General features: G+C 66.8%; 17 protein-coding genes. 12 read left to right on the top strand and 5 right to left on the bottom strand.

The window, feature by feature from the left end; genetic code table 11:
• Positions 1–12: 12 nt before the first annotated feature.
• Positions 13–2,952 (bottom strand): L-glutamate gamma-semialdehyde dehydrogenase, encoded by a 2,940-nt coding sequence (locus IB225_RS14200; RefSeq protein WP_192311930.1) that lies wholly within the window; start codon positions 2,950–2,952, stop codon positions 13–15.
• 108 nt (positions 2,953–3,060) lie between these two features.
• Between IB225_RS14200 and IB225_RS14195 the strand changes: the two genes are divergently transcribed.
• The 3 genes from IB225_RS14195 to IB225_RS14185 all read left to right on the top strand — a co-directional run bounded on the left by IB225_RS14195 (position 3,061) and on the right by IB225_RS14185 (position 4,807).
• A complete protein-coding gene (locus IB225_RS14195) occupies positions 3,061–3,525 on the top strand; it encodes an Lrp/AsnC ligand binding domain-containing protein (RefSeq protein WP_192311929.1) in 465 nt (154 codons plus the stop codon).
• 184 nt (positions 3,526–3,709) lie between these two features.
• A complete protein-coding gene (locus IB225_RS14190; protein WP_192311928.1) occupies positions 3,710–3,967 on the top strand; it encodes a hypothetical protein in 258 nt (85 codons plus the stop codon).
• Between the two features lie 147 nt (positions 3,968–4,114).
• Positions 4,115–4,807 carry a hypothetical protein gene (locus IB225_RS14185; protein ID WP_225583937.1) on the top strand — a complete coding sequence of 231 codons (693 nt, stop codon included), beginning with the start codon at positions 4,115–4,117 and terminating at the stop codon, positions 4,805–4,807.
• Between the two features lie 45 nt (positions 4,808–4,852).
• Here the strand turns inward: IB225_RS14185 and IB225_RS14180 are convergent, their stop codons facing one another.
• From IB225_RS14180 to IB225_RS14170, 3 genes are all read right to left on the bottom strand, one after another.
• Positions 4,853–5,107, bottom strand: a complete 255-nt coding sequence (locus tag IB225_RS14180) for a hypothetical protein (protein WP_192311927.1) — start codon at positions 5,105–5,107, stop codon at positions 4,853–4,855.
• A gap of 99 nt (positions 5,108–5,206) precedes the next feature.
• On the bottom strand, positions 5,207–5,521 hold the full coding sequence (locus tag IB225_RS14175; protein ID WP_192311926.1) for an antibiotic biosynthesis monooxygenase family protein: 315 nt from the start codon (positions 5,519–5,521) through the stop codon (positions 5,207–5,209).
• Positions 5,518–6,561, bottom strand: coding sequence for a zinc-dependent alcohol dehydrogenase family protein (locus IB225_RS14170; RefSeq protein ID WP_192311925.1), 1,044 nt, complete (start codon positions 6,559–6,561; stop codon positions 5,518–5,520). Before IB225_RS14170 ends, IB225_RS14175 begins: the two co-directional genes overlap by 4 nt.
• Positions 6,562–6,724: 163 nt before the next feature.
• Between IB225_RS14170 and IB225_RS14165 the strand changes: the two genes are divergently transcribed.
• On the top strand, positions 6,725–7,711 hold the full coding sequence (locus tag IB225_RS14165) for a LysR substrate-binding domain-containing protein (RefSeq protein WP_225583881.1): 987 nt from the start codon (positions 6,725–6,727) through the stop codon (positions 7,709–7,711).
• Between the two features lie 60 nt (positions 7,712–7,771).
• On the opposite strand, the gene IB225_RS14160 is transcribed toward IB225_RS14165, so the two are convergent.
• Complete coding sequence (locus IB225_RS14160; RefSeq protein WP_192311924.1) at positions 7,772–8,758, bottom strand: hypothetical protein; 987 nt, start codon at positions 8,756–8,758, stop codon at positions 7,772–7,774.
• A gap of 431 nt (positions 8,759–9,189) precedes the next feature.
• Between IB225_RS14160 and IB225_RS14155 the strand changes: the two genes are divergently transcribed.
• The 8 genes from IB225_RS14155 (at position 9,190) to IB225_RS14120 (ending at position 22,050) form a co-directional block, all read left to right on the top strand.
• Entirely contained in the window at positions 9,190–9,804 is a 615-nt protein-coding gene (locus tag IB225_RS14155) for an RNA polymerase sigma factor (RefSeq protein ID WP_192311923.1), read from the top strand.
• Positions 9,797–10,942 carry a FecR domain-containing protein gene (locus IB225_RS14150; protein ID WP_192311922.1) on the top strand — a complete coding sequence of 382 codons (1,146 nt, stop codon included), beginning with the start codon at positions 9,797–9,799 and terminating at the stop codon, positions 10,940–10,942. Before IB225_RS14155 ends, IB225_RS14150 begins: the two co-directional genes overlap by 8 nt.
• A 17-nt stretch (positions 10,943–10,959) precedes the next feature.
• The gene (locus IB225_RS14145) at positions 10,960–13,323 is read left to right on the top strand and encodes a TonB-dependent receptor (RefSeq protein WP_192311921.1); all 2,364 of its coding nucleotides are present in this window, start codon (positions 10,960–10,962) and stop codon (positions 13,321–13,323) included.
• Positions 13,324–13,458: 135 nt separating this feature from the next.
• Positions 13,459–15,579, top strand: coding sequence for a TonB-dependent receptor (locus IB225_RS14140; protein ID WP_192311920.1), 2,121 nt, complete (start codon positions 13,459–13,461; stop codon positions 15,577–15,579).
• A gap of 55 nt (positions 15,580–15,634) precedes the next feature.
• Positions 15,635–17,785, top strand: a complete 2,151-nt coding sequence (locus tag IB225_RS14135) for a prolyl oligopeptidase family serine peptidase (protein ID WP_192311919.1) — start codon at positions 15,635–15,637, stop codon at positions 17,783–17,785.
• Between the two features lie 264 nt (positions 17,786–18,049).
• On the top strand, positions 18,050–19,561 hold the full coding sequence (locus IB225_RS14130; RefSeq protein ID WP_192311918.1) for a hypothetical protein: 1,512 nt from the start codon (positions 18,050–18,052) through the stop codon (positions 19,559–19,561).
• A gap of 55 nt (positions 19,562–19,616) precedes the next feature.
• Positions 19,617–20,273, top strand: coding sequence for a hypothetical protein (locus tag IB225_RS14125; RefSeq protein ID WP_192311917.1), 657 nt, complete (start codon positions 19,617–19,619; stop codon positions 20,271–20,273).
• 373 nt (positions 20,274–20,646) lie between these two features.
• Entirely contained in the window at positions 20,647–22,050 is a 1,404-nt protein-coding gene (locus IB225_RS14120) for a GGDEF domain-containing protein (RefSeq protein WP_192311916.1), read from the top strand.
• Positions 22,051–22,187 lie beyond the last annotated feature (137 nt).

Genomic DNA, 22,187 nt, shown 5'->3' with positions numbered 1-22,187 from the left:
CGCCGCCGGCGTTCATCCGGCGGCCGTCATGAGGTCCACGTCGCCGCCCGCCGCCGCGGTGTTGACGCTGACAGACTGCTCGGCACAGAACCGGGCCAGATAGAGCGGTCCGCCAGCCTTGGGTCCGGTGCCCGACAATCCCTCCCCGCCAAACGGCTGCACGCCGACCACGGCGCCGACCGTACTTCGGTTGACGTAGACATTGCCCACGCATGCGTTGGCGGCGATCTCTTCCGCGCGCGTGTCGATCCGGGTCTGCACGCCCAGCGTCAGCCCATAGCCGAGGGCATCGATGCGTGCCAGCAGCGCATCGACATCGCCACGCCAGCGGACGACCTGCAGGACCGGGCCGAAGATTTCTTCGGTGGCCGCCTCGATCGCCGGGATCTCGAAGGCCACGGGCGCGATACAGGTGTCCGTCAACGTGCCGTCGGGCAAGGGCGTCCGCGCGATCAGCGTGGCGTTCCGTTCCAGCACGGCGATCTGCTGCTGCAGCCGGTCGAAGGCCTCGGTATCGATGACCGGTCCCACATCGGTGGACAAGGTCGAAGCCGGGCCGACACGCAGCAGTTCCATTGCACCGCGCAGCATGGCGAGGACATCGTCCGCGATGTCCTCCTGCACGCACAGCACGCGCAAAGACGAGCAACGCTGGCCGGCGCTGCGGAACGCGCTCTGCACCACGGCATCGACGACCTGTTCCGCTAGCGCCGTGGCATCCACGATCATCGCGTTGATGCCGCCCGTCTCCGCGATGAGCGGCACGATCGGGCCATCCTTGTCCGCCAGCGCACGCGCAATCGCTTTGGCGACGGCGGTCGACCCGGTGAACGCCACCCCGGCGATGCCGGGCTGCGCCACCAGCGCAGCGCCGATGCGACCGTCGCCGTACACGCCGGCCAGCACATCGCGCGGCACACCGCAGTCGTGCAGCAGCGCGATCAGGCGGGCCGCCACGCCGGGTGTCTGTTCGGCGGGCTTGGCGACGACGGCATTGCCGGTGACCAGCGCTGCCGCCACCTGGCCGACGAAGATGGCCAGCGGAAAATTCCATGGTGAGATGCAGGCCCATACGCCACGACCGCGCAGGCGGTAGGTATTGCGCTCACCGGTGATGCCACGCAGCGTGCGCGTCACCATCAGTCCACGCGCCTGTTGCGCGTAATAGCGGCAGAAGTCGGCGGCCTCGCGCACTTCGGGGATGGCGTCGGCCCAGGTGCGATGGCCTTCGCGCACGATCAGCGCGCACCAGTACGGCAGGTCGCGTTCAAGGGCATCTGCGGCACGGTCGAGGGCGGCGGCGCGTACTTCCACACCCTGCGCGTTCCACGCGCGCTGGCCCGACGCCAGCGTACCGACGAGCGCGGGGAGTGCTTCAGCCTCGGTATCGGGTGGCACCTCGATCTTCGCTCCGTCCCATGCGGCGAGAAGAGAACGACCCATCTCTGCGCACGTCGGATCGAGGCCTGCGGTATTGCGGCGTTCCTCCAACAGATAGCGCGGCAAGGTCACGCCACTGACCGATTCCCGCCGCAGTGGCGTGACGACGAGGTCTTCGACCGGAATCGCCGGGTCGGCCAACTGGTTCACGAACGAGGAATTCGCCCCGTTCTCCAGCAGTCGCCGGACCAAGTAGGCCAGAAGGCGCTTGTGGGGGCCGACCGGTGCGTACACGCGCAGTGCGACCTGGGGATACTGGCGATGCACTTCGGCATGCACGGGATCGCCCATGCCGTGCAGACGCTGCAGTTCGAAGGGCGTGCCGGTCGAGCGTGCCATGTGCAACACGGCGGCCACGGTGCCGGCGTTGTGGCCGGCAAACTGGGGATAGATCAGCTCCGGTGTCGCCAGCATCGCCTTCGCGCAGGCGAGATAGGCGATGTCGGTATGGTGGCGATGCGTGAAGACCGGGAAGGCAGCCAGGCCGAGTTCTTGCGCACGCTTGATCTCGTAGTCCCAGTACGCGCCTTTCACCAGCCGGACCATGAAGCGCTGCCGGTTGGCCCGGGCGATGCGAGCGATCTCGCCGATCACCTCCAGCGCGCGCGTCTGGTAGGCCTGCACCGCCAGTCCGAACCCGCGCCACTGCGGGTACTCGCCGGCGATCTCGCGTGCCACCGCGTCGAAGACGTCGAGCGACATCTCCAGTCGCTCGCTCTCTTCCGCATCGATCGTCAGGTTGATGTCAGCGGCCGCGGCGGCCCGGACCAGCGACAGCACCCGCGGCACCAGTACCGCCATGACGTGGTCGCGCTGCAGCGGTTCGAAGCGCGCATCGATCGCGGACAGCTTGATCGAGATGCCGTCCGCCTGCTCCACCGGCATGCTGCGGTTCCGCCGCGCGGCCAGCACCGCGATGGCGTCGCGGTATTTCCCCAGGTAGTCGAGTGCATCCGCATCGGTGCGCGCGCCTTCGCCGAGCATGTCGTAGGAAAAGCAGAGGTCGCCGCGTTCCTTGCGCTGCCTGCGGGCGTCGTCCAGCGCTTCGGCCAGGGTCTGGCCCATCACGAACTGCTTGCCCATCAGCTGCACGGCGCGGACGGCGGCAGCGACCACCGCCTTGGCGCCCATGCGCCCGAAGAATCCCTGTTGCCCGAGCAACTTCTTCGACAGGCCCATCGCCTGGCTGGACAGCGTGGCCAACCAGGAGTGCGACGCGCCGGAAAAATCAGCGCGCGACAACTGGTCCGACGTCAGCAGCATCGCCGTGTCGGTGTCCGGCACGCGCAGCAGCGCTTCGGCCAGCCGCATCAGCGCCAGGCCCTCGGTGGACGAGAGCGGATACTCGTGGAGCAGGGTTTCCAGCGCCATGCCGGACGCGGGCCGCGCCCTGACCTGCGCGATCCAGGTCAGTGCATCGCGGCAGGCGACCTCCCAGTCGAGATCCTGCAGAGAGGCGAGGAGGTCGGCGACCACCTCGGATTCGGGGCGGTACGGGTTGGGAAGTCGCATGGTGGGCTGCTTTGGCGAAGAGGCGGTGTGTGTCCGCCATTTTCGAGTCCACCCCGGGGAATTAGTCTCCGTTTGCACGGGCGGTTCCCGTGCGAAAGCGAGACTTTGATGGTGCTGGACAGGACTGACCGCAGGATCCTCATGCTGTTGCAGCAGGACGGACGCATGACCAACCTCAAGCTCGCCGAGGCCGTGCATCTGTCTCCCACGGCGACGCTTGAACGCGTCCGTCGACTGACGGCGGAAGGTTATGTCCTCGGCTATCGCGCCGTGCTGAATCCACAGAAGCTTGGCGCGGGCCTGCTGGTGTTCGTGGAGGTCCTGCTCGACCGCACGACGCCGGGCATCCTGGATGATTTCAGACGTGCGGTAGGCGATCGCCAGGAGGTGATGGAGTGCCACCTGGTCGCCGGCGGCTTCGACTATCTGCTCAAGCTGCGCGCTGCCGACATGGCCGACTATCGCGAGGTCGCAGGGCGCGTGTTGTGGAAGCTGCCGGGCGTTCGCGAAACGCGGACCTATGCCGTGATGGAAGAGGTGAAGAACAGCGCGGCGATCCATCTGGACATCTGAGGTTGCCGGGTCACCGTTGTCCGTTCGAAAGTCCCGTGACGGGCGTCTATTTTTGGGCGGAAATGAACGCTATCCGCGCTATCTTCACAGCGCTTCCACGTACGCCAATTCCAGCTGAAGGCGCTTCGTGAATCCGGCGAAAAGCTCGCTATATTCCGATTCCCCCAGACGAAGGAGGATTGGAATGTTTCAGAACAAACAACACCTGACGCTCGGCGTCGCACTGCTCGCCACCCTGGCCCTGTCCGGTTGCGCCACCTATGACGACGAGTTCGCAGGCATCAACTCCCGCCTCGACCAGCTCGACACCCGGGTGCAGGGCGCTGCCCAGAGCGCTGAGTCCGCCAACCAGTCCGCGCAGCAGGCCAACCAGCGGCTGGACCAGATCGAAGGCCGCGTGCAGCGGCTCGAGTCGGCACCCCGCCGCGTGCCGCGCGGCTAACCGCTCTCAGCCCAGGTCGCGACGGGCGACCTGAAACGGGACCCGGTGGCCTTGGCCGCCACCGGTCTCCTCTTTATCCCCAACGCTCCAAGGAATTCTCCCATCCGTACGCACTCGCAACCCAGGATCCGGGCCGTCTCTGGCGCACTGGCGCTCGCGCTGGCGTTCACCAGCGTCGGCGTGGCCAGTGCCAAGGACAAGAACACCGACGCGCCACCGGTCTCCGCAGCTGACGGTCTGCCGCAAGGGCAGGAAGTGTCCCCCACGGTGATCGAGCTGGCGGGCTGGGTGGTCGCCGCGAAGGACAGCCAGGGCTATCCGTTCGCGATCATCGACAAGGCGGCCGCGCAGATCCTCGTGTTCGGTGGCGACGGACGACTTCGCGGGGCGGCGCCTGGGCTCTTCGGCTCGGCGGTTGGCGATCACACGGCGCCCGGCGTCGCCGGTCTCGCGCTTCGCGAGATTCCCGGGCGCGATCGCACGACGCCTGCAGGCCGCTTCGTGGGCGGTTACGGCCCATCGATCGACGCAGGCCGCGTGCTGTGGGTCGACTACGAATCCGCAGTCTCCATCCACCCGGTCGCGACGGGTGTCCCGGCAGAGAAGCGCGTCGAACGCCTGGCATCCGCCACGCCGGACGACAACCGCGTCACGCACGGCTGCATCAACGTCTCGCCCGAGTTCTACGCGCAGATCATCCAGCCGACGTTCGAGAAGGGTGGGGTGTTCTACATCCTGCCGGACAAGGACTCGATCGCGGAGACCTTCCCGGAGTTCGCGCAGAGCCACGCGACGACGCAGGGCAGCGGCGGAAAACGCGAACGACGTTCCCGTCGCTGAAGCGCGCGTCGACATCGCCTCTATCCGCACGTCGTCGTGCGACGCTCAGCGCGATGCAGGCTTCCGGCAACCGATACCGACGGTCTTGAAATACTGGCGGCAGCGCTTGAGCTTGCGGGATTCCGTCGGTGTCGAGGTGCGGGCTTCCGGTGTCGATGCCGTGGTGGGCGCAGCAGCGTTGCGATCCGCCGACAGTTCCGTGCGCACCGCATGAGGCCCGGTTTTCGGACCGTCGGCGAGCGTGCTGGTGGAGGTCGCTGCCAGCAGCAGGAAGAGCAGGGTGGTGGCGATGGATTTCATGGGAGTTGATCCTTCAGTGGGAATAGGGTGGGAGAACGAGGCTGCAATGCGGCGCTTCAACACCTCGCCGCATCGCCTGCAACAGGGAACGTCGATGCGTCAGTCATCGATGCCGTGGCTCGGCACATGGATCACGCGGGGTTCGGCGGCGAGGAAGGGCGTCAGTGCCGCCATGAAGCGCGCATGCGCGTCACTGGGTTCGAACACCTCCACGTGCGCCGCCAGATCCTTCCACTCGACATCGAGCAGGTAGACATCGGGCTGATCCAGTGACCGCACGAGCCGGTGGCCGAGGTAACCCTCGGCTTCGGCGACGAGGCCGGCGACGCTGGTGAACGCCGCCTCGAACGCTTCACCGGCACCGGGCCGGATACTCAGGAAGGCCAGTTCCGTGACCCGTGTGGACACGTTCATGACCTTGCTGCCGCGTCGCCGCTGAGCAGGCGCTCCTGGAAGCGCGCGGGCAGTGCCAGCGCCTGTCCGGCCACGTCGATGGCGACCTTGCCGCGCAGCGCGTAGGCGCCCCCGTTCTCCAGCAGTTCGTGCGCGTCGCCCATGCGTGCCAGCGGCAGGGTGGCGCCGAGGACCGGTTTCACCAGCCCGCGTTCGACCAGACCCGTCAGCGCATCCAGCTTGCCGCGGTTCTGGCGGGTGAAGACGAAGTGGTAGCTGGCGTTCCGGCCCCAGGCGTCGATGAGGTTCTGCGGCTGCGCAATGTCCACCAGGCTGACGACGCGTCCGGCGTCCGCGAGCACGAGTGGGCTGCGGGTCAGCGTGTCGCCGCCGATCGTATCGAACACCACGTTGACGCCGCGGCCTCGCGTGATCGTCGACACGGCATCGACGTAGTCCTCCGACGTGAAATCGATCGCCTCGTCCGCGCCCAGTGAACGCACGAAGGCATGGTCGTCCGCGCGTGCGGTCGTGATCACGCGTGCGCCGATGGCCTTCGCCACCTGGATCGCGATGGTGCCGACGCCGCCCGCGCCACCGTGGATCAGGATCGTCTCGCCCACGGCGAGTTGGGCGCGCGTCACGAACGCCTCCCACACCGTGCCGCCGACAAGCGTCAGGCTGGCGGCTTCCAGATGGCTGAGGTTTTCCGGCTTCCGCCCCACCAGATCCACGTCGGCGACATGCTGCTCGGCGTACGAGCCTGCGCCACCGAAGATCCTGGGCGTGTAGTACACCGCGTCGCCCACGCCGAACTCGGTCACGTGGGAGCCGACTTCCTCGATCACGCCGGAAATGTCGTGCCCGATGATCGCGGGGAGCGGCACGTAGTCGACGTAGTCGCCGCGACGGATCTGGTAGTCGAGCGGATTGACGGCGGTCGCATGCACGCGCACGCGCACCTGGCGGGGGCCGACATCGGGTACGGGCACGTCGCGCAGTTCGAAGGCGTCGGTGCCTCCGAAGCGGCCAAGGACCATGGCCTTCATGGTGTCTTTCATTGTTCTGTCTCCTGGTGGTGGGTGCGGCACGGATCGGCCTGCAACAGGAGCTATCGTGGGTTCCGCTGCCGTGCGGGAGTAGCGGCGTGCGGCGTGAATCAGCTTCAAGCAACGCTTGAAAGCCACGCGGCCGAGGCGTGGACACCCACGCAGGTGTAGGCGATTGCGCGTTTGGCGCGTCGCGTGGCGACGCGTCGCGCCTTCGGCGAAGATGCACGCTGGCGACCCCAAGGCCGGCGCGATGGACTTCAACGATTTGACCCTGTTCGTGCGGATCGCGCGGTTGGCCAGCATCAGCGCCGCGGCGCGCGACCTGGGCATCACGCCGGCCGCGGCGAGCGCGCGGCTGGCCTCGTTCGAGAAGGAACTCGGCGCGCGCCTCGTCCATCGCACCACGCGCTCGACCACGTTGACGGAGGACGGTCAGGCCTTCCTGCCGCATGCCGAGCATCTGCTGGAGGCCGCCGACCTGGCGCGCGTTGCGTTGGGGCGCGAACACGCCGCGCCGGGCGGTGTGCTGCGGATCGCCGCGCCTTCGTCGTTCGCACGCATGCACATCGTGCCGGGCCTGCCCGACTTCATCGCGCGCTATCCCGGCCTCAGGCTGGACATGCGCATTTCCGACAGCATGGTCGATCTGGTGGAGGGTGGATTCGACGTCGCCGTCCGCTACGCGGATCTCGGCGATTCCTCGTTCGTCGCCCGGCGCATCGCGCCCGACAGGCGCGTGCTGGTGGCATCGCCTGCGTACCTCGGACGCCATGGCGAGCCGTCGTCACCGGACGAACTGGATGCGCACACCTGCCTTGTCGTCGGCACGCTCGATCTGTGGACGTTCCAGGGCCCGGATGGCGGGGTGACGGCCAAGCGCGTGACGCCCGCGCTGCGCATCAACGATGGCGGCGCGGTATGCGACGCAGCACGCGACGGACTGGGGATCGCGCTGATGGCCACGTGGGCCGCTGCCGATGAACTTCGCGCGGGCACGCTGGTCCCCATCCTGCGCGACTACCCACTGGTATCCACGCAGACGCTGTGGGCGATCTATCCCAGCGCACGCGAACTGGCACCGAAGGTGCGGGTCTTCATCGACTGGATGGTCGAACGGTTCGGGCCGGAGCCTTACTGGGATCGCGGGTTGCCGCTCTGATCCTGCGGCTTTCCCCGCATCTGCCTCTTTTCATCCAGACCGGACAGCACGCCCTCTCAATCAGGGCAGCACATAAAGCTTCTGCGCGGGATAGTCGGCCACCATCCGCAGGCGGGCGAAGGCCGAGCCCCCGATGGCGCCTTCGACCGGGGCATCGGTCATCGATGACATGTACTCGGTGAAGTTGCGGTCCGGCCGGGCAGCGAACCATGCCGGCCCGGTGTCCTTGCCGGCGATGCGCACGTTGGGCACCTGGATCATGGGCATGCCGCCATCGCCCTTCAGCGCGACCGGCCAGTCCGGGTGCGCGTCGCGCCACGTGCGGTACTGGCGGGCAGTGATGAAGCTGCCCGCCACGCGCGCGCCTTCGGCATGGCCGAGGGCTTTCGCACCATCGGGACCCAGGCGCAGTTCCGCGCCGGTATCGAACAGCATGTCGAGCATTTCACCGTCGATCTCGACCTGGATGCGCGGCCAGTACATGTTGCGCGCCGGCAACATGGTCAACGGTGTGCTGGGGGTGCCGGTCGGCGCGGACCAACCCTGCAACACGGTGAGCGAACGTGCGGGGTAATCGAATTCCCATACGCGTCCTGCGAACCAGCGACTGCCCAGAAACGCTTCGTTGAGCATGGGGCCTTCGCCGAAGCCCTCCGCAGGAACGACCGCCAGTCGGCCCTGCAGGAAGCGGTCCTGGTCGGGCGAAGGAATGGCGGCGTCGAGAGCAAAGGCAGGCCACTCCACGGTCTTGATCGGGGGTTGTCCCGTCTCTTCCACATCGGCGCCGGCGGCCAGGTCCAGGCGCCGCACGACGTCATCGCGGATCATGTTCAACCCGCCACCGCTGTCGGTGTAGAACTGCACCGTCGTGCCATCGGCGAATCGAGGCGTGACGAAGATGCGCTGATGCTCGAAGCGCGTGGGCACCGGCGTGCGCGTAGGCGCCTGCTGCGAGGAGGTGGGCTGAGCGGTGGATGCCAGGACCGAAGGTGCAGCAGCGATCAGTAATCCCGCGGAAAGAAGGGCAAGGCGGAGCGGCAGCGTCATGCGAGGAGCGTTCCTGTCGGCATCGGTGCCCGATCGTGGCAAACAACGTTGCGTCGTGTCGACGGACGAATGTCATGGCGGTGTCCTTCACCTGGCGGCACGAAGACCCGTGGATGGAAGGATCATTGGGCGTGCCTGTTCGTTGCCATCGCGCATCCCCGTCCGTGTAGCGGCGCGAGAAACCGCGGCGCCGCTTGGGTGACCAAGGCAGCGGATGAAGGAGAGCATGGTCGGTGCTCCGTTGCTGAATTCCCCGCTCGCAGACTGCGGATGTCCACTCCCGCCCGATAGCGGCAACCCGGCTGCCTGCTGCCGAAGTCGAATTGACGCGCCGCACAAGGATCTGGCTAACTCGGTAAACACCCACTCATGCGCATCGGCGGCAGGGACGAGCCGTTTCACTTTCGGCAGCTTCGCTCGTCTAGTCATTCATGGATCCTGTCCGCCAACCCGCTGAAGACACCGTCGAGCCGACCCGGCCGGCCGTCCCTGCCGGTGATTCCGTATCGCCTGCGCCCGGGGTGGCCGGGTCCCAGGCCGCCGAGCTCGTCAGGAACCTCAATACGACGCTCATCCGGTCGCTGCAGCTGAGGCTGGGGTCCTACGAGGATGCCCGCGAGGTCGCACAGGAGGCGTACGCCCGCCTGCTGAATCTCGGGAACGACCAGGTCGTCAGTTTCCAGCGCGCCCTGCTGTTCAAGATCGCCCAGAACCTGGCCACCGACCTGCTGCGGCGCCGGGCCTACACCGAGCTGCCGGAACCCGATGGGCTGGATCTGTGGCCCGACCCGGGCGCCGATCCCGAGCGCTCGGCCAGGGCGCGCTGGGTGGTCGAACGGTTGCCGGCCGTGCTGGCCGAGTTGCCGCCCAAGTGCGCCGAAGCCTTCCGTCTCGTCCGCATGGAGCAATGCAGTTTCAAGGAAGCGGGCGAACGGCTGGATCTGACGGACAGGATGGTGCGGATCCATGTCGCACGGGCGCTGGCCCTCTGCCAGATGCGTTTCGATGAACTCAGGGACGACCGGGAAGGCACCGATCATGAGTGACCAGATCCATACGGCACGCGAACAGGCGCTGCAGGAAGCCGCCGAATGGCTGCTGCGCCTGAGCGAACACGACCTGCAGGATGCCGACATCGACGCGTGGAATGCGTGGATGGAAGCCTCGCCGCTGCATGCGCAGGCCTTCGAGGACGTGCACCTGCTGTGGGACGCGGCGGCCGACGTCCGTTCCGAAGAGGTCGTGGCCGCACGGCAGGCGCATGTCGCGTCCGATGCCGACGCGACACGCGATGCCGCATCCTCGCCGCCAGGCGTCACCGATGCGAGCTTCCGGCCGCGTTCGACGACGGTTCCCTCTCGCCGGCCGCGGTCGCGTGCTCGCCGGTGGGTCGCCGTCGCCGCAAGCGTCGCCGTGCTGGCCATGATGGTCGGTCTCTGGAAGCACGAAGCGCCGCGTGCGCCGGCCGAACTCCATCTGGTGGCCGAGACCGGTGCGCCGAGGAAGATGACGCTGCCCGACGGCTCGCGCCTCGACCTGGATGCCGGCAGCGAAGTCGTCGTCCAGTTCAGCAGCCAGCGCCGGCAGGTGGAGCTGGTGCGGGGCCAGGCCTATTTCTCGGTCGCCAAGGATCCCGGCAAGCCCTTCGAAGTGCGTGCCGGCGGCGCCATGGCGCAGGCATTGGGCACGCACTTCAGCGTCGCGCGCCGCAACGAGGGCGTGCGCGTGGTGGTGACCGAAGGGCGCGTGCAAGTAAGTGACCTGCGTGCGAATCGCGGCGGCATCGCCAACCACGTGGTGCAGCTCGTCGCCAACCAGAGCGCCACCCTGGCGGAAGACGGTCCGCTGGAAGGTCCTGTCGACCTCGACGCCACGGCGACGCTCGCCTGGCTGCAGGGCAAGGTCACTTACCGCAGCGAGACGCTGGGGAATGTCGTGGCCGACCTCAACCGCTACTCGCGGCTACCGATCGTTCTCGAAGACAAGCAACTGGCGCAGCTGCGGGTGACCGGTCGCTGGAGCACGACCGACCTGGACGTGTGGCTGGACAGCGTGGCCCAGGCGCTCTCGCTGTCGGTGGTGCGCAAGCAGGACGAGATCCTGCTGGTGCCCAACGTCCCCCGTTCCCGACTGCCCGGCGGACAAGGCGCGACGGCGCCGAATCCTCCCGCCGTTAGACGTTAGGGAGACCATCGGGGATCTTGAGCGCACGTGCAGGCCGGGCAGGAGCGAGCGTTCCCCGCGCGCAGCGGTCGGGGACGGTCCTGTGCTGGCTGCGTATCGCACTCCTGCTCGCGCTCGCCGCGTTCGGTGCAGCGTCGAATGCGCAGGACCGCTCGCGGCAACCCTCCACGTTCTCCATTCGCGCGCAGCCCCTCGAGGACGCGCTGATCGCGTTCTCCGAGCAGTCGGGCATCCAGTTCGTCGCGATCGGCGATCTGAAGACGGCGCCCCGCACGCCGGCCGTGCGCGGCGTGCTGGCCAATGAAGAAGCGCTTCGCCAACTGCTTGCGCGCAGCGGCTTCGGCTACGCCTTCCGCGCCAATGGCGTGGTCACGATCTCACCCGCAACCGTATCGCCGCGTCCTGCACCGTCGGCGCCACCGGTCACGCACGTACCGACCGAACTGGCGACCGTGCAGGTAACCGCACGGCGCCGCGTGGAGCGCAGCATCGACGTGCCGCTGGCGGTGACGGCGCTGGATGGCGACCAGCTCGACGCCATGGGCGTCGCCAATGCCGCGCAGGCGATCGACTCGGTGCCGGGCGCCTCATCGGTGGATGTGGGTGGTGGCTTCACCCAGGTGCAGATCCGCGGGGTATCCAGTTCGCTGGGCGGTAACGACAACGGCTACTACCTCGATGAGATTCCCTTCACCGGCGTCACCGTGCCCTGGCATCCCGATGCACGCGCCTTCGACCTGGACCGGGTCGAAGTGCTCAGGGGGCCGCAAGGCACGTTGTTCGGCGAAGGCTCGATGGGCGGCACCGTACGCATCCTCACCCGCAAGCCGGAGGTGGACCGCTTCGCGCTCCGGGCCCAGGGAGGATGGTCGACGGCCAGTGGCGGCGGCAGCGGCTGGACGGCGAAGCTGATGCTCAATCTCCCGTTGCTGGAGGATCGCTTCGCGATACGCGCCGTGGCCACCGATGAATCGCTCCCTGGCTGGGTCGACCATGCGACGGATGGCCGCCGCAACATCAATACGCAGCATGTCCGGACCCGTCGCATCCGCGCGACGTTCCTTCCTTCGTCGCGTTGGCAGGTGGACGCGGCGCACTGGTCCTACGACTCCAGCGCGCCCGGTGGCGGCTATGCGGCCAACGATGCCATGCAGGTGTCCTACTACTACGGACGCAATGCCGACTGGACCACATCCAATCTGGTGAGCACGTACGAAGCCGAGGACTCCATCCTCACCTACACCTACGCGGAAGCCGACCTCGCGCAGCGCCAGCAAGGCGAGATCCTGCCGCAGACAGCCTACGACAGCACGATCGACATCGGCGTGCGCACCCACGAACTGCGCTGGAGTTCGACGGGCCCGCGCACGGTGTCGTGGACATGGGGCGCCTATCATCGCCAGGCGCGCCGGTTCGATGCCAGCGCGATCGGCGATGTCGCGCCGAGCCGGGCACGCCAGGAGAACGACGGTGGCGCACTGTTCGGCGATCTCACGGTGCTGCTGCCCCGGCCTGAGTGGAGCATCAACCTGGGACTGCGTTATTTCGAGGACCGGGTATCGGGCGTGTCGCTGACCGGCGATGCGCAGGCCACGCTGGACGAACGCTTCCACAGTTGGAATCCGCGCCTGGGCGTGTCGTGGAAGCCTGCGGACGACGCGACGGTCTACGCGAGTCTCGCCAAGGGCTTCCGCTCCGGCCAGCTGCAGCCGATCACCTCGCTGCTGCTGGCCGAACAGGCTGGCATCACGCTGCCGGCGCGCATCGACTCCGACCGCATCCTCACCGCCGAACTCGGCGCGAAGGCACTGGCCTACGATGGCCGGCTGCTGGTGGAGGGCGCGCTCTTCCACAGTCGCTGGCGCGATGTCCCGGTGCGTGTGCCGGTGACGGACGTCTTCAATGGCCTGGTCAACTCCGACGGCGCCGAGATCCGGGGTGCGGAGGTGGGGCTTACCTACCAACCCGGCGACAGCCTGTCGTTCCAACTGGAAACGGCGTGGATCGATGCGGCCTACACGGCGGATGTCGAAGGCACCACGATCGCCCGCGGCACACCGGTCTACAACGCGCCGCGCCTGACCTGGAGTGCATCCGGCGAATACCACCGGACACTCGCTCGCGGCATGCAGGGCGTGGCGCGCGCAGGACTGCGTTACCACAGTGCACGGCAGGTCTCGTTGATCCAGGGCACGCCCGGCGACGACATCGTGTCGGCCAACGTGCGGCTGGGCATCGAGACGGCAGCGGGATGGAGCGTCGCGGTCTATGGTGACAACCTGACCAACGAACAGGGCGCGGACGATGCGCGCACGACGCGTGGACTGGCAACGCGCCTGCGACCACGCACACTCGGCGTGGAGCTCGAAGTCCGTTACTGATGCAACAAAAATTGTTGTATTGAAAATTTCATTTCTGGTTCACCTGATCGTCACGGCTTTCTGAGAGGGCCAGGCGTCCGGCGTCTGGTTCTCGCTCGCGCATACGCGCCCCATCGAGCCATCAGGAGAGCCCCCGTGAATCGCATTGCCCGCTTCCCGTCGTTCCCGTCCACGCCCCGACCCGCACGCGCCGCCCTGTGCCTCGGCATCGCCACCGCGTTGTTGTTCGCAAGTGGTGTGCATGCTCAGGAGAGCGGCGACAACGCGACCGTCACCACCACGGACGGTGCGCAGCCGAAGGCCGAGGGGGTCAAGGAGCTGGGCTCTGTGACCGTGACCGCGCGCAAGCGCAACGAGCGCCAGCTCGACGTACCGATCGCGATGTCCGCCGTCACCGGCGAACAGATCGACGCCTTCGGCATCACCAACGTGGCCGAGATCATCGCCATGACGCCGGGCGCCGGTTCGGTCGACAACGGCGGTGGCTTCACGCAGGTGCAGATCCGCGGCGTGTCCAGTTCGCTGGGCGGCAACGACAACGGCTACTACCTCGACGAAATCCCTTTCACCGGCGTCAGCGTGCCGTGGTATCCCGAAGCGCGCTCGTGGGACATCGACCGTGTCGAAATCCTCAAGGGACCGCAGGGCACGCTGTTCGGCGAAGGTTCGATGGGTGGCACGGTCCGCATCCTCACGCGCAAGCCCGACTTCAACGTGTTCGAAGGCGCCATCGAGGCGTCGGCTTCCACGACCCAGGGCGGCAGCAATGGCTGGGGCGGCAAGGCCGTGGTCAACATTCCGCTGATCGACGACCGCCTGGCGGCGCGTGTCGCGGTGACCGACGAGAAGCTGTCGGGCTGGACCGACGACAACAACACCGGCGACAAGGACATCAACGAACAGCGGGTCAAGACCGGCCGCGTGAAAGTGCGCTTCGCCCCGGTCGACCAGTGGACCATGGACCTGGCCTACTGGAAGTACAAGTCCGAAGCCCCGGGTGGCGGCAATGGCGCGCTCGACGACCTGACCACCAGTTCGTTCTACAGCAACGACGACGAGTGGCACACCGCCAGCTTCGTCAGCACGTACGACTTTGGCGGTTCGGAACTGTTCTACTCGTTCGCCGACGCGGAACTGGACTATGCCAACGACGGCATGCTGAATCCGACGACCACCTACGTCAGCAACATCAACCTGCAGGTCCGCACGCAGGAACTGCGCTGGTCCTCCACTGGCGACCGCACCGTCGACTGGACCGTGGGCTACTACCTGCGCGAGGCCGAGCGCAACGACGCCTCGCAGGTCGGCGGCGCACCGCCCAGCCGCTCCACCCAGACCAATGACGCATACGCGTTCTTCGGCGAAGTCACCGTCAAGCTGCCCGATCCGCGTTGGGCGGTGACCGGTGGCCTGCGCTACTTCAGCGATGACGTGGACGCGATCTCGGTGTCGACCACGCGCACCTCGACGCTCGATGCCAAGTTCGACAGCTGGAATCCGCGCGTCTCGCTGTCGTACAAGCCGCAGGAAGACACCACGCTGTACGCGAGCGCCGCGCGCGGCTTCCGCTCCGGCCAGCTGCAGCCGATCTCGTCGATCCTGCTGGCCGAGGCCAATGGCGTCGAGCTGCCGTCGACGATCAGCCCGGACTCGATCACCACCTATGAAGTCGGCGCCAAGTCGCTGTTCCTCGACGGCAGTCTGCTGGTGGAAGGCGCCGTGTTCTACAGCGACTGGAAGGACGTCGCGGTGCGCGTGCCGATCACCTCCACGATCAACGGCCTGACCAACTCCAAGGGCACCGAGAACAAGGGCGTGGAAGTCAACGTCGTCTACACGCCCACCGCATCGCTGATGCTGCAGGTGGGCGGTTCGATCATCGACGCGACCTACGTGGCCGACGTGCCGGGTACACCGCTGAACAAGGGCACCGACGTCTACAACGTGCCGCGCAACAGCTTCACTGCGTCGGCGGCTTACAGCTGGGACGTCGCCGCCGACCTGCGCGGCGTGGTGCGCTCGGGCGTCGTGTACGACTCGGCGCGCGAGACGGCGCTCACCGCAGGTTCGCCTGGCGATGAGATCACGATGCTCGACGCGCGCATCGGCGTGGAGTCCGACAACGGATGGTCGGCGTTCCTGTATGGCGAGAACCTCACCAACGAGGATGGCGCACTGAATGCGCGCACCACGCTGGGCGTCGCCAACCGTCTGCGTCCGCGGACCTACGGCGTGGTCTTCCGCTACAGCTTCTAACCCGACCTGCCGGCAGCCACGCGATGGCTGCCGGCCCTTTGACAGGAAAGAATCCATGCATCTCGATATCAAGACGCCACGCCTGCACGCGCTGGCGCTGGTCGCGCTGGCGGTGGCATCCCCCGCGATGTCGCAGACCGCCGACGATCCCCAATGGCTGGAACCGCCGCACGACAAGCAAGCGCTGGAATGGGCGCGCGCGAAGACGGCGGCATCACAGGAAGCGCTCCGCAGCCTGCCCACGTATGCGAAGGTCAAGACGGAACTGGCGACGGCGCTGGCCACCGGCGCGGCCGAACCCGACATCACCTTGATGGGGCCGCGCGCGGTGCGCTTCCTGCGCGATGCCGAGCATCCCTACGGACTGCTCCAGCTCGCCTCGCGCGATGGCGAAGGCCTGCCCGGGACATGGCGCACCGTGCTGGACGTGGGCCAGCTGCGCAAGACCGAAGGCGCGCCGCTGGAACTGCAGGCCTACGACCTCTCCAGTGCCTGCCTGTCGCCAGCGTTCAGCCGATGCCTGCTGCGCCTGTCGCCGGCCGGCGGCGACGAAGTCGAGATCCGCGAGTTCGATCTCGACAAGGCCGCGTTCGTCGAAGGCGGCTTCAGGACGCCGAAGGCGCGCGCCTTCGCCGAATGGCTGGGTCCCGACCAGATCATCGTCGAACACACCGCCCAAGGCGCCGCCAAGACACTGGCCGGCTGGCCGGCGTCGGTGCGCTTGTGGAAGCGCGGCGAGCCGCTCGCGAACGCGCGCGAGGTCTACGCCGCCGAACCGACCGACGCCATCGTGCAGCTGTTCGCGGTCGGCGAAGGCGCGCAACGGCGCGGCGTGATCGTGCGTGCGATCAACTACTCCACGTTCGAGATCTTCGCGGTGACCCCGGAGGGGCGCCTGGAAAAGGCGGCGTTGCCGCGTTCGCTCAAGCCGATGGCCGTGCAGGCGCTGGTGGGCGACCAGGTCGTGGTCCAGCTGGGCACCGATGAAGTCGTCGAAGGCACGCGCTATCCCGCCGAAACCCTGCTTGCATGGAACAGCGACCCCGCGGTGCCGGCAGGCAGGAAGGTCACGCGGATCTACACCCCGTCCGAAGGCGATTACCTGGGCGGGCGCAGCGATATTGCCAGCGCGCAGGGCAAGCTGGCGTTCGTGGTCAATCGCAGGCTGGTGCCGCGCGTGTTGTTTGCCCGCCCGTCCGCCGGTGGATGGACGGTCGAGGAAGCGTTGGCCGGACAACCGGGTGACAACATCTCGGTGCGCGGGGGCGGCAGTTCCGACGACGATCTGATCGTCGCTACGAACGGCTTCGTCAGCCCGCGTCGACAGGAGCTGTTCCGTCCGGGCCAGGCGCCGAGGTTGCTGGCGAAGGATCGATCGTTGTTCGAAGAAGGTCGATACGTCACGGAGATCCGCACGGCGACGTCCCGTGACGGCACCCAGGTGGACTACTACCTGCTCCATCCCAGGACGCCTGCCGCCGGCACGCAGCCGCTCTTCATGACGGGCTACGGCGCCTTCGGCATTTCGTATCGCCCGGGCTACTTCGACTACACCGTGGGTGGACCGGCCTTCAAGCTGTGGCTGGACCGTGGCGGTTCGCTGGCGATTCCCGCGATCCGTGGCGGTGGCGAACGTGGCGAAGCCTGGCACCAGGCAGCGATCCGCAAGGACCGCCAGCGCTCGTACGACGACTTCATCGCCGTGGCCGAACAGCTGGTGTCGACCGGCTACACCACGCCGAAGCAGATCGGCGTCTTCGGCATGTCGAACGGCGGCCTGCTGTCGGCCACGCTGGGCACGCAGCGGCCGGACCTGTTCGGGGCCGTGGTGAGCGACGTGCCGCTGACCGATCTCATCCGCATGCGCCACATGGGCATGGGCGCGGCCTGGATCAACGAGTACGGCAATCCCGACAAGCCCGACGAAGCCGCGGCGATGCTCGCATACTCGCCCATGCAGAACGTCCGCAAGGGCACGACATACCCGCCGTTCCTGGTGACCATCTCCACCGAAGACAACCGGGTCGGCCCGGGACACGCACGCAAGCTCGCCTCGCGGCTGTACGACGTGGGCGCGCCCGTCCACTTCCTCGAGGACGAGGAGGGCGGACACGGCGTCAGCGATGCGTTCCGCAATCCCGAACTCATGGCACTGCGCATGACGTTCCTGATCGACGCGCTGATCCCACAGGATGCGGCGCATTGAGCCTGCGCTGATCAGTAGCGAGGACGAACGACAGCCGAGGCCCGACGCGTACCGTCGGGCCTCGGTTCTTTATGGCGCCCGTATCAGCGCTTCTCTGTCGAGCTTCGACGACGCTGATGTCCGCTTTCGACCCAAAGGAGACATGCCCAGATATCGGGCCGGGATCGCCCCGGAGAGACGCCTTTGCGTCGACCTACCTGAGCGCTATCGATGCTCATCGCGCAGTTGCTAAGCTGCGCGGGTTGGGATGCTCTGGGGAGAGCCATGTCGTTAGCGAAGAAGGCGGTCCGGCCCTGGCTGGCCGCTGTGCTGTGGATCGTGGCCATCGCGCAGGGCGCGGCGGCGGAGGCACCGGCCAATCCGGCGGCGTGGGGCGTGTATGCCGAGGTCGCGGGCAAGACTTGGAAAGGGGAACAGGGCGCCGTCGCGTGGGCTTGGGAGGCCGACGGCACGCTGAGGCAGTCGGACGCCGGCTCGACCAGCGTCATACGGCTGGGCGAACAGCCGGGCCAACTGGTCCAGGAAAGCGGCGCGTTGTACACCTACGACGGGTATGTCGCCGCGGACGGCTCGGTGCTGTGGCTGCGGCGCGGCCCGTTCAAGACGCCGATGCGGCTGTCGCTTAGGGACGGCCGAGTGGTGGCGGAGTCGGTCAAGATCGATGACGCCCGCCAGGTGGTGAAGGTCACCGGCACGCGGACCTACGGGCCACTCGCGCAGACGGCATCGGCGCCGGTCTCCACGGAGCGCTCGGTGGTCGTGCCGCCACCGGCCGCGTCGTTACCCGCCGATGTCATGACAGCGGGCACGGTCGCCGCACGATCACCCACCGCGACGTCGGCTCCACCGTCCGCTTCCCCGCCACCGGCGCCAAAGTCGGGCCCGCGCACCCTGTCCGAGGCCGACTTGGCGAGGCTGCGCGAGCGCATGCAGAGCGACAAGGCGCGGCGTGCGCAGGCGTTGAGCCAGGAGCAGGCGGCGGCCGAACAGCTGCGCCAGCAGATGGAGCAGATGGCCACCGTCGAGGAGGAAGCCTGGGAGGACGAGGAGCCGTCCGCACCCGCACCGAACCTGGCCGAGGTGTTCCTGACCACGCTCGGCAACGAGATGGCCAAAAACCAGGCCGAGCGCGAAGCGCAGGATGCCTTCATCCAAGACATCCAGCGCCAGCAGGCGGCCGCCGCCCAACGCCGCGAGCGCGAAGAACAACGCCGGCGCGCGGAAGCCGAGCGCGCGCGCCAGACGCAGTACGCACAGGCCCCGTCACCGGCCGCGCCCGCGGTGCCCGACGCGGCCGCGCAGGCGCGGCAGGCCCAGGCCGCGGCACGCGACCGCGAACTCGCCGCGCAGGCAGCGGCCGAACGGCAACGCCTGCAGCAGGTGCGCGCGCAGCAGCAGACGGCCGCGCCCACGACGGGGTCGTCGGGCACCGCGTCCGCCACCGCAGCGGTCAAGCCGCTGCGGTTCATCCTGACCATCGGCCTGCTCAACAAGCCGGGCGATACCGTCAATCCCACCTGCTACTCCAACGTCATCACCCGGCCGGGACCGCCAGGATGGGGTGCGCCAGGTTTCCTCCCGCAGGGATCGGGCGAGCAGGCGCGTGCGGCGGTCTACGCGTTGAAGGACGCCTTTATCGCCCGCTGCCGCGCCAGTGGCCGTGAGATCACAAGCGATGGCAACTTCAACTACGTCTGGAACCAGACCAGTAGCGACGAGCAGACCTTGCAGGGCGTGCGACCTCGCTTCCGTGAAGACGTGTCGGTGTCGCTGTGACACCGCGCGCCGACCTCTTTTCCCATCGAGACGATCCATGATCAGAACCGCCCTCGTGCTTGGCATGGCGCTTTCCGCTGTGTCGCTGCCACTATCGCCGGTCGCCTTGGCCCAGTCCGCGCAGACGGCTGAGGGGGCGCAGGCGTTTCTCGCGGCCATGGCCAAGCAAGGCTTCGCCCGCGCCACGTTCGTCGATGCGCTAGGCCGCCCCAACCATGTCACCGGCACACACACGGTCGAGATCAGCCGCATCAAGCTTTCGATCAAGGAAGAGAAGAGCACCGACACGGTGGAGAAATCGCTGGGCGAGTTCCCTGTGCCCGACCTGTCCTACGGCGACGCCCAAGGCGCCGCCGATGCCTGCACGACCCGCATCGACGGCGTGCAGATGCCGGCGAACGTCTTCGAACACAACAGCACGTCATGGGAGGAGCCCGGGTTCCTGACCTCGGTAACGGTGCTGAAGAACGAGTCGTGGAACTACACGGAAGACTTCAAGAAATTCGCCGGTCCGCACTTCGTCGACTGGCGGCAGGCGCAGGTCGTACGCAGCAACGACGGCAGTCGCATCGACGTGCGGGCGAAGGGTCGAGCCTTTCCGACGAACATTCTGTCCTTCGTGCCGGGTGATTCCGAACTGGCCGACCGTATTGAGTACGCCGCGAAGTTCCTGCGAATGAGCTGCGACGAAGCGGCTGCCACTGGATTTTGATTTCGCTGTGGTGTTGCATTCTACGAGACGTTGTCTGCTTCTGGCCGGAAGCGGACATCATGTGGCGGTGGGTCAACTCTAGCGTCCCCTCAACTAATGGAGCGCGGCCTCTGTCCACCACATCACTGCGTGGGAGGCCGAGGGGCCGGTGTCTGCCGGTTGCCAGAATGGGAGCGATGAGTCACAAGCCAGCTGAGCGTGCAGCGCGTTTTGCGACGCAGGTCAGTCGACTGGAAAGCGTTTTTGACCTTGCTCCAGGCAATAGTGATATATCACCACCTGTGTGGAAGAAGCTGGGAGAGGGCAGATGCTCCGGCCAAGGACATGGGTACTGGTACTCGGCGCACTTGCTTGCGTCGCCCTGCATGTGACCTTGCTGGCGCTGGGTTCGGAACACATCAAGCTCCTTTCATTTGCTTTCCTTATTCTGGCCCCGCTGCTGGCCGGCCTGGCCAGCTTTGCTTTGGCCCGGCAGTCAGGCGTCATGCGAGGGCGGTGGAATGCACTGGGCTTGGCGATGATGCTTTGGGCGGCAGGTATGGCCAGCACATCCATCGATGAGCTAGTACATGCTTTGTTCAACACGCCCACAACGCCCAGTGTTCTGCTCTTCGTTCTCTATGCAGTGCCATTGGTCTTTGCCTTGGCCAGCGAGAACCACGAGGACCGTTTCGTGCGCTGGACCGATGCGGCGCTTGCACTCGCCTTGGGCGGACTCTTCGCGATCTATACGTTGACCTTCTCCACTGTGCAGGGCACCCATCCAGCGGGGGTGGAGCACCTCCGCTTCATGTTCGATGTTGAGAACCTCTTCCTTGCGCTGTTTGCACTGGGTCGCTGGGTGACTTCGGAGGATTCGGAGCGGCGTCGATACTTCGCAGTGCTGGGTCGCTACGCCGTGGTTTACTTGCTCGTGGCTGCCTACGTGAACCACGTGGATAACTCCGCCTATGGCCAGTGGATGGACGCAGTGATTCCCGTGCCTTTTCTGCTCCTGCTGATCGATGTGCTGCGGCGTGCTCCGGATCTGGACAGCAAGCGCTTGCTGGTACCCAAGCGCTGGACGCAGGTGGCTCGTATTGCAAGCCCATTGATTCTGCCGCTGGCGTTGCTCGCGGTCGCGACCATGCTCATCTCCCATCGCCCTGCGCTGGCTGGCGTTGGTTTTGTGGTGGCAACCGTTGGGTATGGCGTGCGCACGATACGCGTGCAGATGCGCTCGAGCGAGGAGCAGGAACATCTGGCCAGACTGTCTGACCTCGATGGACTGACCGGTGTCGCCAACCGACGCCGGTTCGACGACAGCCTGGCGCGCGAGTGGATGCGGGCAAGGCGAAACGGCGATTGGATCTCCTTGCTGTTGCTGGACATTGACCACTTCAAGAAGCTCAACGACCAATGGGGACATCACGCCGGCGACCAGGGCATCCGACTGGTCGCGGGCACGCTGGCGTCCAGTCTCCACAGGGGGAGTGGCATGCTGGCGCGCTATGGCGGAGAAGAGTTTGCAGTGATCCTGCCCGGTTTGGCGTCCGACGAGGCTCGCGCGGTCGGCGAGGACATGCGGTTGGCGGTCGAGCGGATGGGGCCGGTGGCAGTCGATGTACCGGTAATGCTGACGATCAGCGTGGGTGTGGCCAGCGTCAGGGCAATGCCTGAAGGGAGCGCGCTGGCACTGGTGAAGCTGGCCGACCGGGCGCTTTACAACGCTAAGAATGCCGGTCGCAATAACGTCGTCGTCAGCGACGGCTTTGAACTCACTGCCCCGGCTTCCTGATGCCCGCTAACGACCGCGGATTCATATGATCGACGCAACACACGGATAGCTGCGTAGGCAGCAGGAGTGTTGCGGATGAAGCGCAGGAAAAGGATCTACTACACCGACACCCAGAAGGCACTGATGTGGGATCGCTG

This window comes from Pseudoxanthomonas sp. PXM02 (assembly GCF_014851805.1).
GTDB lineage: Bacteria > Pseudomonadota > Gammaproteobacteria > Xanthomonadales > Xanthomonadaceae > Pseudoxanthomonas_A.
The sequence above is the reverse complement of the archived record's forward strand: the minus strand, read 5'-3'. Positions and strand labels throughout refer to the sequence as shown.

Excerpts from the sequence above, each read along its gene's own strand:
- IB225_RS14200 (WP_192311930.1), bottom strand. The coding sequence starts at position 2,952 with ATGCGACTTCCCAACCCGTACCGCCCCGAATCCGAGGTGGTCGCCGAC.
- IB225_RS14195 (WP_192311929.1), top strand. The coding sequence starts at position 3,061 with ATGGTGCTGGACAGGACTGACCGCAGGATCCTCATGCTGTTGCAGCAG.
- IB225_RS14190 (WP_192311928.1), top strand. The coding sequence starts at position 3,710 with ATGTTTCAGAACAAACAACACCTGACGCTCGGCGTCGCACTGCTCGCC.
- IB225_RS14180 (WP_192311927.1), bottom strand. The coding sequence starts at position 5,107 with ATGAAATCCATCGCCACCACCCTGCTCTTCCTGCTGCTGGCAGCGACC.
- IB225_RS14175 (WP_192311926.1), bottom strand. The coding sequence starts at position 5,521 with ATGAACGTGTCCACACGGGTCACGGAACTGGCCTTCCTGAGTATCCGG.
- IB225_RS14170 (WP_192311925.1), bottom strand. The coding sequence starts at position 6,561 with ATGAAAGACACCATGAAGGCCATGGTCCTTGGCCGCTTCGGAGGCACC.
- IB225_RS14160 (WP_192311924.1), bottom strand. The coding sequence starts at position 8,758 with ATGACGCTGCCGCTCCGCCTTGCCCTTCTTTCCGCGGGATTACTGATC.
- IB225_RS14155 (WP_192311923.1), top strand. The coding sequence starts at position 9,190 with ATGGATCCTGTCCGCCAACCCGCTGAAGACACCGTCGAGCCGACCCGG.
- IB225_RS14150 (WP_192311922.1), top strand. The coding sequence starts at position 9,797 with ATGAGTGACCAGATCCATACGGCACGCGAACAGGCGCTGCAGGAAGCC.
- IB225_RS14135 (WP_192311919.1), top strand. The coding sequence starts at position 15,635 with ATGCATCTCGATATCAAGACGCCACGCCTGCACGCGCTGGCGCTGGTC.
- IB225_RS14130 (WP_192311918.1), top strand. The coding sequence starts at position 18,050 with ATGTCGTTAGCGAAGAAGGCGGTCCGGCCCTGGCTGGCCGCTGTGCTG.